This is a genomic window from Bacillus sp. NPDC094064 (assembly GCF_050279585.1).
Lineage (GTDB): Bacteria > Bacillota > Bacilli > Bacillales > Bacillaceae_G > Bacillus_A.
This window is the reverse complement of the sequence record NZ_JBNNUI010000004.1, coordinates 321,517-330,265: the sequence shown is the minus strand read 5'-3', so window position 1 is coordinate 330,265 and position 8,749 is coordinate 321,517. Positions and strand designations below refer to the sequence as shown.

Below are 8,749 nucleotides of genomic sequence, written 5' to 3'. Positions count from 1 at the left end.
TTATCAGCGATTATCGGAATATATCGACCGCAACTCGAAATATATCAGCGATTATTAGAATATATCGACCGTAACTCGAAATATATCAGCGATTATTAGAATATATCGACCGCAACTCGAAATATATCAGCGATTAATGAAATATATCGACCGCAACTCAAAATATATCAGCGATTATCGGAATATATCGACCGCAACTCGAAATATATCAGCGATTATTAGAATATATCGACCGTAACTCGAAATATATCAGCGATTATCGGCATATATCGACCACAACTCGAAATATATCAGCGATTAATGAAATATATCGACCACAACTCGAAATATATCAGCGATTATCGGAATATATCGACCACAACTCAAAATATATCAGCGATTATCGGAATATATCGATCGTAACTCGAAATATATCAGCGATTATCGGAATATATCGACTTACCGACAAAAACTGACAACGATAGCAACTTAATAATAAGAAGAGGGTGTGCCAACATATTGGCACACCCTCGTTTTTCATAATGATTAATGAATATCACGTTTCTTAAAGTTACCGCCTTTTACTTCTGCTACGTCATAAACTGTAATAAAGGCATTGGGATCAATTTCATTAATAAGGTCTTTCATTTTACTTTCTTCTAAACGGTTAATTACACAAGAAATTTCTTTAAATTGCTCTCTTGAATAACCACCATACACTTCATTGTATGTTGCACTTCGGCCTAAACGATCGCGAATGGTTTCTACCATTAATTCAGGCTCTTTTGTGATGATTTTAAATGTTTTCGAACCACTTAAACCAACTTCAACGATATGAATCACTCTTGAAGCAATAAAGTAAGCAATTGCCGAAAGGATAGCGCCTTGAAGACCGAATACTGTTGATACGAAAATAAATACGAACATGTTTAAGAATAAAATAAGGTCACTTGTTCCGAAAGGTAATTTACGAGAAAGTAATACAGCTAGCATATCGATTCCATCTAATGCTCCGCCGTTACGTAATGCTAGTCCCATACCAAAACCGATAATAATACCGCCAGCAACTGTAACTAATAATGTATCGCCTTCAATAATAGTTGGTACTCCGTGCATGACAACGGTACCTACTGCTAATGAAGCAATCCCGATAATGGAATAAATTGCAAAGCTTCTACCGATTTGCTTATATCCTAACCAAACGAAAGGAATGTTAATAACTGCGATTAGAGCCCCTAATGGCAATCCAAATAATCTTGAACTAACGATACTTAAACCAGTCACACCACCGTCGGATACGTTATTTGGAATTAATACCGCTTCTAATCCGTACGCTGTGATAAGTGCCCCAATAATAATCATCAAAGATTTTGAAGCGAATTTTAGCTTATTGGGCTTGTTTTTGATAATTTTTTCCATGTAATGTCCTCGTTTCAAACTAGTTTCTTGTTTGTTACATCATTCACACCTAAATTCCATTTTAACATTTTATTTGAAAAAATTCCTCTTTACTGGGTGTATGCAGGAGATATTATCACCGTATTGTCTTTAAAATATTTTTGAAATGAGTATAAGAAAACCCATCCTTAAAAAGGATGGGCTGTTGTTAAGAAAATAAAAAACTAATGACTGTTAGGAATAAAGCGAAGCCTAAAATTGTTCCGCATACTTTCATATGGCGCTTACGTCCCATCACGACGATTGCGACATATTCGCGAATCATTGCATTAGGCCAATAATAAAAGGCTGTTTTTGACCCGATTCCTTGGCTATTCAGACCAGCTTGTTTTGCATATATGCCAGCACGGAAAAGATGGAAATTATTCGTTGTAAAAATACTTCTATATTTACCGTCTGGTTTTAACGAATCCATAATTTCTTTAGAGAACGACATGTTTTGATATGTGTTGACAGAGCGGTTTTCCTGCACAGTATGTTCAATTGGAATTCCTTTTTCAATCGCGTAATTTTGCATTGCTTCCGCTTCTGGAAGACCTTCATCTGGACCTTGTCCACCAGAGAAAATGATTGTTGGTGGTGTATTCACAGCAGCTTGTTTCCAGTAAAAGTCGATCGCTTTATTAATGCGACTTGCAAGTAAAGGAGGCACTTTGTCGTTAATTAAGCCGCTACCAAGAACGATGATGAAATCTTGGTTACGTCTCGGTCTGTTGAATTGATATAAAAAATATGCGCTTAAGAAGTTAGACAAATGTACAAAGAAATACATAGTTATAAGAGAAATAGCAGCAAAAATAAATTGAAAATGCTCTGAGAATAAACTTGCGGGATTTATGATAGGAAGCATCATAAAGAATAAAATACCTAAAGCAGCAATTAAAGTTAAAGAATTTGTGAAGCGTCTTCCTTCACGTCTCATCAAGATTCTAGCATTAAGAAATAGTCCAAACATTAAAGCGACTATAGCAAAAGGGATCATTACAACTAGTGCTATCATAGGAATAATAACGATAAAATGTAAGGAGTTACTACCAGACTCATAGGAGGCGATAACGCAAAATAATAAAAATGAACAGAAAAAGGCATTAAATAAAAAGCCGTTTATTATTTTTCGTGGATCTTTTAAGTAAGAGATAAGAAAAATAATAAACAATATAAGAGGAATAATTCCGAAATACATAAATATAGTACACCTCAATTTGTATAAGAATTTGACATACCTTTTATATTACATGATTTTATAATTGAAAATGAAAGAAAAAGGATTTTGAATTTTCTTGATGAAACATATGGTAAAAGTAAAATGACTGAAAAGGAACTTGATAGGGGAGTTTTTTCTGTTTGCATATTATGTCTATTTTGAATGAAAGAGGATTAAAATATGAATGGCTTTCTTTTTTTATATTATCCCTAATAAATTTTTGAAGAAGTCAACTGTCTCTAAACTTGCCATCCATGCTTAGCAAAAAAAGAATCCCTTTGGATTCTTTTTTGTGTTCGACATGATATGACAAAATGTATTTTTATATTTTGTTATTATGTTAGATGGTTAATAAGAAAAGTAAAAGGGGACCTTAGAATGAATTTAAAGAAAATCTTTTTAACAGGTGCGATTGTCGTAACAACTGCATTTACATCAATTGGAACTGCACAAGCAAGTATTAGCTTTAAAGATGTTCCAGCTGGTCATTGGTCTTATAAAGCAATTTTAGATTTAGCAAGTAAAAATATTGTTACTGGATACGGAAATGGAATTTTTGGATTTGGTGATGATGTAACTCGTGAGCAAGTTGCTAGACTTATGTATCTGCAACTAAAGCCGGAATCGAAAGAGAATTACAATAATCCGTATAATGATATTAATGATCATTCAACAAGTTTTAAAAAGGAAATTTTAGCATTAACAGAAATGGGGATTTTTGCAGGAGATGAAAAAGGAAACTTTAGACCAAAAGCTTCTTTGACTCGTGAAGAAATGGCTCAAGTGTTAACAAATGCATATAAATTAGTGGCAAAATCAGAGCATACATTTGTAGATGTAGATAGAAAATCATGGTCGAATAAAGCGATTAGCGCTGTGCAATCTAATAAAATTGCCGCTGGAACAGGCGATAATATGTTTTCACCTAAGATGAATGTAACTCGTGAACAATATGTACAATTCTTATATAATGCGACATTACCATATGAGGAAAGACCAGGAGCAAATCAAGAACCAAAGCGCTTTGCTAATTGTAAAGAAGCAAATGATGCTGGGTTTTATGATATTACAAGTGATAGTCCATACTACGGTAAGCATTTAGATCGTGATGGAGATGGAATTGCTTGTGAGAGAGAGAAGAGCGGTAAATAAGAAAAAGCACTCAGCCTGAGTGCTTTTTCTTATTTATACATGCTATTTTTGTAGGCGATGTTCATAAAATGAAAGTAACGAAACGAAAGTAGGTGACAACATGCCGGCAGTTGTAGAAGGAGTTATTATTGAAAACTGCAATGGGACGATTAATTTAGGCGATAAATATAACGTGCAGCCAATTGAAAAGACGAAAGCTTATAATGGATCGGGATCATCGAATACAGGAATGAAAGTCCAAACATTTAGTGGTGTTAGTACAGCAGATGTAGGGGATAGTGATGCGAATGACCAAGGACTGCAATTTACGTTATAGTGTAGCAAAGGGGTATAAAATGATGAATTTGCCCTGTGTTACGATCTAGCTGTAAGCTGTTTATAGTTGTTAGATTAGAAATATACTATATTATTGAAAATCATACGTATAAAAAAGACACTTCAAACGAAGTGTCTTTTTTCAGCTTAGTGATACCCTTTAGCAGAGTCTTTATGAATTTTATTTTTAAAGATGCTATAGCTCCAAAGTTGGTAACCGATAACGATTGGTACCATGACCATTGCAACGAAGAACATAATTTTTAAGTTTAATTCACTACCTGCTGCGTTGTATAACGTTGTGCTATACGCATCGTTAATACGAGATGGTAACATTCTTGGGAACATACCTGCAAAACCAGTTGTCATAAACATTGCGATTGTTAAGCAAACGAATGTGAATGCAAGGCCGATTTTATGTTTGTACACCATAATAAGTGCGAGTACACTCATTAACATTGCTAGTACTGGAAGAATAAATAGTACAGGATATTCCGTAAAGTTTTGGAATAGGTTTGTACGATTGGCAGTTGCTACATAGAAGATGGCTAAAATGATAGCAGCTGCCATTGAAAATGGTCGTGCGATTTTATAAGCGCGATCAGATACTTCACCAGTCGTTTTAATCATTACCCAAAGGGCACCAGATACGACGAATATAGCAGTGAAGAAGAGACCACCTAAAATACCATAATGATTTAATAAGCTAAGTAAGTTTCCTTCATAACCGTTTTTTCCGATTTCTAGCCCGTAATATAGATTAGCGAATGTAACGCCGAATAAGAAGGCGATTAGGAAACTACCAATTGTAAATGCCCATTTACAAGTTTTTTGCCAAATTGGTGAATCGTCTTTGTGCATAAATTCAAGTCCAGCGGCGCGAGCAAATAGTGCAAGTAATACTAAAAATAACGGCGTATATAGATAACTAAACATATTTGCATATGTGATTGGAAAGGCAGCAAATGTTGCGCCGCCAGCTGTAATTAACCATACTTCATTACCACCCCAGAACGGGCCAATTGCTTCTTGTAATTGATTTCGTTCTTGTCGGTCTTTCGCAACGAACGGGAAAATCATCCCGTTACCGAGTGCGTAGCCATCAAGGATAAAGTAAACTGTCCAAATCACACCCCATAAACCGAACCAGATGATTGCAAGTGTATCATGAGACATGAGCCGCACCTCCTTCAGCAGGTTCTTCTAATGCAGCAGGTCCTTTTTTCGCGAACTTTAGCATTAAGTATACGTCTGCAATTAAGAGTAGAGTATAGAATAATATTAAACTAATTAATGAGAACCAAATTTGTGGAACGGATATAGGTGACACAGATTCTGCTGTACGCATTAGTTTATATACTGTCCACGGTTGGCGACCTACTTCAGCGACAACCCAGCCAGCATTAATCGCAATGTATGGAAGTAAGACAGACCACATTGTAATTTTTAAATAACGTGTTGAGTTTTCTAGTTTTCCTTTTCGGTTTAAATAGAAACCATACCAAGTTAATGCCATAAAGAACATACCAAGTGCAACCATTAAGCGGAAGCTATAGTACACGAGGTTAACGTTTGGACGATCTTCTTTCGGAATATCTTTTAAACCAGTAATTTCGCCATCAAATGAGTTTGTATAGAAGAAACTTCCTAGTTTTGGAATCGTAAGGAATTCAAAATTCTTTTCATTTTCTACATCAGGAATTTGAATGATTGAGAAACCCTGTCCTTTGCCAGTTTCCCAAACTGCTTCCATCGCAGCCCCTTTAGCTGGTTGATATTTAGCTGCGGATACACCAGATTGATGTCCCATAAATGGTGTAACAGTTGCAGCGAATAATCCTAACATTAAACCAAACTTAAATGATTTTTTGAAGAATTCCACTTCGTTTTTACGTAGTAAGTGATAGGCACTAATCGCCATAACGAAGAAAGCACCAACGATATAACAACCAATTACAGTATGGAAGAACATGTTCCAAGCGTATGGGTTTGTAACTAGCGCCCAGAAATCATTTAATTCAGCGCGGCCGTTACGTACTACGTAGCCAACAGGATTTTGCATGAAACCGTTCGCTGTAATAATCCAAAGGGCAGAAATATTTGTTCCAAGTGCGACCATCCACATACAGAAGGCACGGAACTTTGGTGAAATTTTGTCTTTACCGAATAACCATATCCCCATGAAGGTAGATTCTAAGAAGAAGGCAACAAGTGCTTCGATTGCGAGAGGTGATCCGAAAATATCTCCCATATATTTGGAGTACTCAGACCAGTTTGTTCCAAATTGGAATTCCATCGTAATCCCGGTTATAATCCCCATTACGAAGTTAATTGTAAATAATTTACCCCAGAAATTTGCCATTTTGCGGTATGTTGGATTCAATGTGCGGGCGTATTGAGTTTCCATACATGCTACTAAAATAACAAGTCCGATTGTCAAAGGTACAAATAAAAAGTGATAAAAAATAGTAATTGCAAATTGAAAACGACTCAGTAACAGAACGTCGGACATAATAAATACTCACTCCTTTTTACATTATCTACAATTAGTTTATAGTGAAAATAGGAGTAAGGTATGTGAGACTTGTTACAAAGCTGTGTGTATATTTTGAAAGAATTATGTCGGTTATCTGAAAATATATTGCTTTTATAATAAAACAATATCCTTTTTGAGTTTTTTAAATTTTGGTACACTATATATGTAATGTAAATGAGAGAAAAGAGGGTAACTAACTGTTACGATTTATTTAACCAATTATAACGAAAGTTAATTAAATATATCAGTAAGCCCTGCTAGTCAAGTGATTGGCTAGTAGTGAGGGTTAACTGCGGGCAATCCCTAAAGCTGATTGAACTACAACGTGGCTAGAAATGGCGAGCGTGAATGTTGCGAAAGCAGAAAAAATCAATCAGATCGTGCAAGGTTAAATCCTAAACACTAGAACAATGGGTCTTCCGCCTCGAATCATCTAAGTCAAAAGTGATAAGATGAACGTTCAACGACTATCTCGTATAACTGACGAGAGTACATCACAAGCCTATGGTGATGGAAAAATCCTCTATCTCTAAGTAGATAAACATATAGTCTGCGCTCATGTGAAAACAGGAGAAGTTCATAAGAGAACTGGCTAAGGAATTGCGCCCTTAGTTGAACGAGATACATTTAATTAAATCTATCAAACCTCATTGAATAAAACGAACGTACGTGCTATGTTAGGTTCAATGAGGTAAGAATAATAATGAAATTTTTACGAGTTAGTCAAGTATCGGAATTAACAGGTTTGCATCCGAGTAGTCTCAGGAGAATGCTGGTGGAACACGCTACGATTCAGAAGAACAAATTTTTCATTAAAGGAGTTAAATTCTGATGATATTGGCGAAGAAAGTTAGATTGATTCCAACGCCTGAACAAGAAAAAGTGCTTAGAAACCATGCTGGCGCTGCAAGATTCGCTTATAACTATTGTAAAAGAATGAGTGATAGATACTATAAGCTATTTGGAAAATCTGTTTCACAGTTAGCTTTACAGAAACGATTTACAAAGATCAAGAAGCGAAAGAAATATGAGTGGTTAAAAGACATCAATGCACAAGTTCCTAAACAGGCTTCAAAAGATTTTGATACGGCGAGAAAATATTCGTTCAAAAAGTACAAAAATGGTTCTCACACTTCTTATAAATCCAAAAAAGATTTAATCCAAGGATTTTATACCAATTATGAAAGACTGATTATAGGAAAGAAAGTCGTTCATATTCAGTCTATTGGAGAAGTGAAAACAAGCCAACAACTACCAAGAAACAAAAAGCCATCAAATCCAAGAGTTACATTTGACGGTCGTCACTGGTGGATTAGTGTAGGATTCCAAGAAGACCTTGAATCACAAGAACTACCAATGAGTTGATTGGTGTGGATGTTGGTTTAAAAGAGCTGTTTGTAGCTTCTAATGGTATGAAAGAACGAAATATAAACAAAGATGCCAAGGTTAAAAAGCTTTTGAAAAGGAAAAAATCAGCACAAAGAGATATGTCTAGGAGATTTAAAAAAGGTGTAAAAATTCAGTCGGCCGGATATGAAAAAGCGAAAGCGGAGCACCTGCGGTTATCTAGGAAAATTACGAATATCCGAAATAACCATATCCATCAAGCAACAGCTAAATTGGTGAAAACCAAACCAAGGAGGATCGTTGTGGAAGACTTATCTATCTCAAACCTGTTAAAAAACAAAAAACTATCGAAAGCATTTTCCTTTCAAAAATTAAACTTCTTCTTTCAATGTTTATCATACAAGTGCGAGAAGTATGGCATTGAGTATGTAAAAGCTGATAAATGGTTCGCCTCAAGCAAGATTTGTTCATGTTGCGGCGTAAAATACGACCATTCAGTTCAACCAGAAGGACAGTGGAGTTTAAAAATACGTGAGTGGTGTTGTGCTTCATGCAATAGTTATCACGATAGGGATGTAAATGCTGCGATAAATTTATCAAGATGGGTAAAATAAATGCTTGATAATAGGAGGTAACGATACTGCCTCGTGTGGAGTGTTATACCCCTCGTCCCTTTGGGGTTGCGAGAACACGGTGAAGCACTAACTTGTATAAATTTGATTGAATTGTATAGATTTAGTTAAGTTTATCGTATCGGT

General features: G+C 35.6%; 6 protein-coding genes and 1 pseudogene. 3 read left to right on the top strand and 4 right to left on the bottom strand.

Features of this window, described 5'->3' with window-relative positions; translation table 11 throughout:
* Window positions 1–525: 525 nt before the first annotated feature.
* Window positions 526–1,398: a YitT family protein gene (locus tag ACQKNI_RS12260; RefSeq protein ID WP_088232856.1), complete on the bottom strand. Its 873-nt coding sequence runs from the start codon at window positions 1,396–1,398 to the stop codon at window positions 526–528.
* Window positions 1,399–1,585: 187 nt separating this feature from the next.
* Window positions 1,586–2,620 (bottom strand): YdcF family protein, encoded by a 1,035-nt coding sequence (locus ACQKNI_RS12255; RefSeq protein ID WP_088232855.1) that lies wholly within the window; start codon window positions 2,618–2,620, stop codon window positions 1,586–1,588.
* A gap of 399 nt (window positions 2,621–3,019) precedes the next feature.
* On the opposite strand from ACQKNI_RS12255, the gene ACQKNI_RS12250 reads away from it, so the two are divergent.
* Together ACQKNI_RS12250 and ACQKNI_RS12245 are read left to right on the top strand one after the other, a co-directional pair.
* Complete coding sequence (locus ACQKNI_RS12250) at window positions 3,020–3,793, top strand: S-layer homology domain-containing protein (protein ID WP_088232854.1); 774 nt, start codon at window positions 3,020–3,022, stop codon at window positions 3,791–3,793.
* 100 nt (window positions 3,794–3,893) lie between these two features.
* Window positions 3,894–4,109, top strand: a complete 216-nt coding sequence (locus ACQKNI_RS12245; RefSeq protein WP_088232853.1) for a spore germination protein — start codon at window positions 3,894–3,896, stop codon at window positions 4,107–4,109.
* A gap of 146 nt (window positions 4,110–4,255) precedes the next feature.
* Here the strand turns inward: ACQKNI_RS12245 and cydB are convergent, their stop codons facing one another.
* Together cydB and cydA are read right to left on the bottom strand one after the other, a co-directional pair.
* On the bottom strand, window positions 4,256–5,284 hold the full coding sequence (cydB, locus tag ACQKNI_RS12240; RefSeq protein WP_000017734.1) for a cytochrome d ubiquinol oxidase subunit II: 1,029 nt from the start codon (window positions 5,282–5,284) through the stop codon (window positions 4,256–4,258).
* The gene (gene cydA / locus ACQKNI_RS12235) at window positions 5,274–6,620 is read right to left on the bottom strand and encodes a cytochrome ubiquinol oxidase subunit I (RefSeq protein WP_088232852.1); all 1,347 of its coding nucleotides are present in this window, start codon (window positions 6,618–6,620) and stop codon (window positions 5,274–5,276) included. The genes cydB and cydA overlap by 11 nt, the downstream gene beginning before the upstream one ends.
* A gap of 855 nt (window positions 6,621–7,475) precedes the next feature.
* On the opposite strand from cydA, the pseudogene ACQKNI_RS12230 reads away from it, so the two are divergent.
* Window positions 7,476–8,605 (top strand): annotated as a pseudogene (locus ACQKNI_RS12230) (RNA-guided endonuclease InsQ/TnpB family protein).
* The last annotated feature ends 144 nt before the right edge of the window (window positions 8,606–8,749 follow it).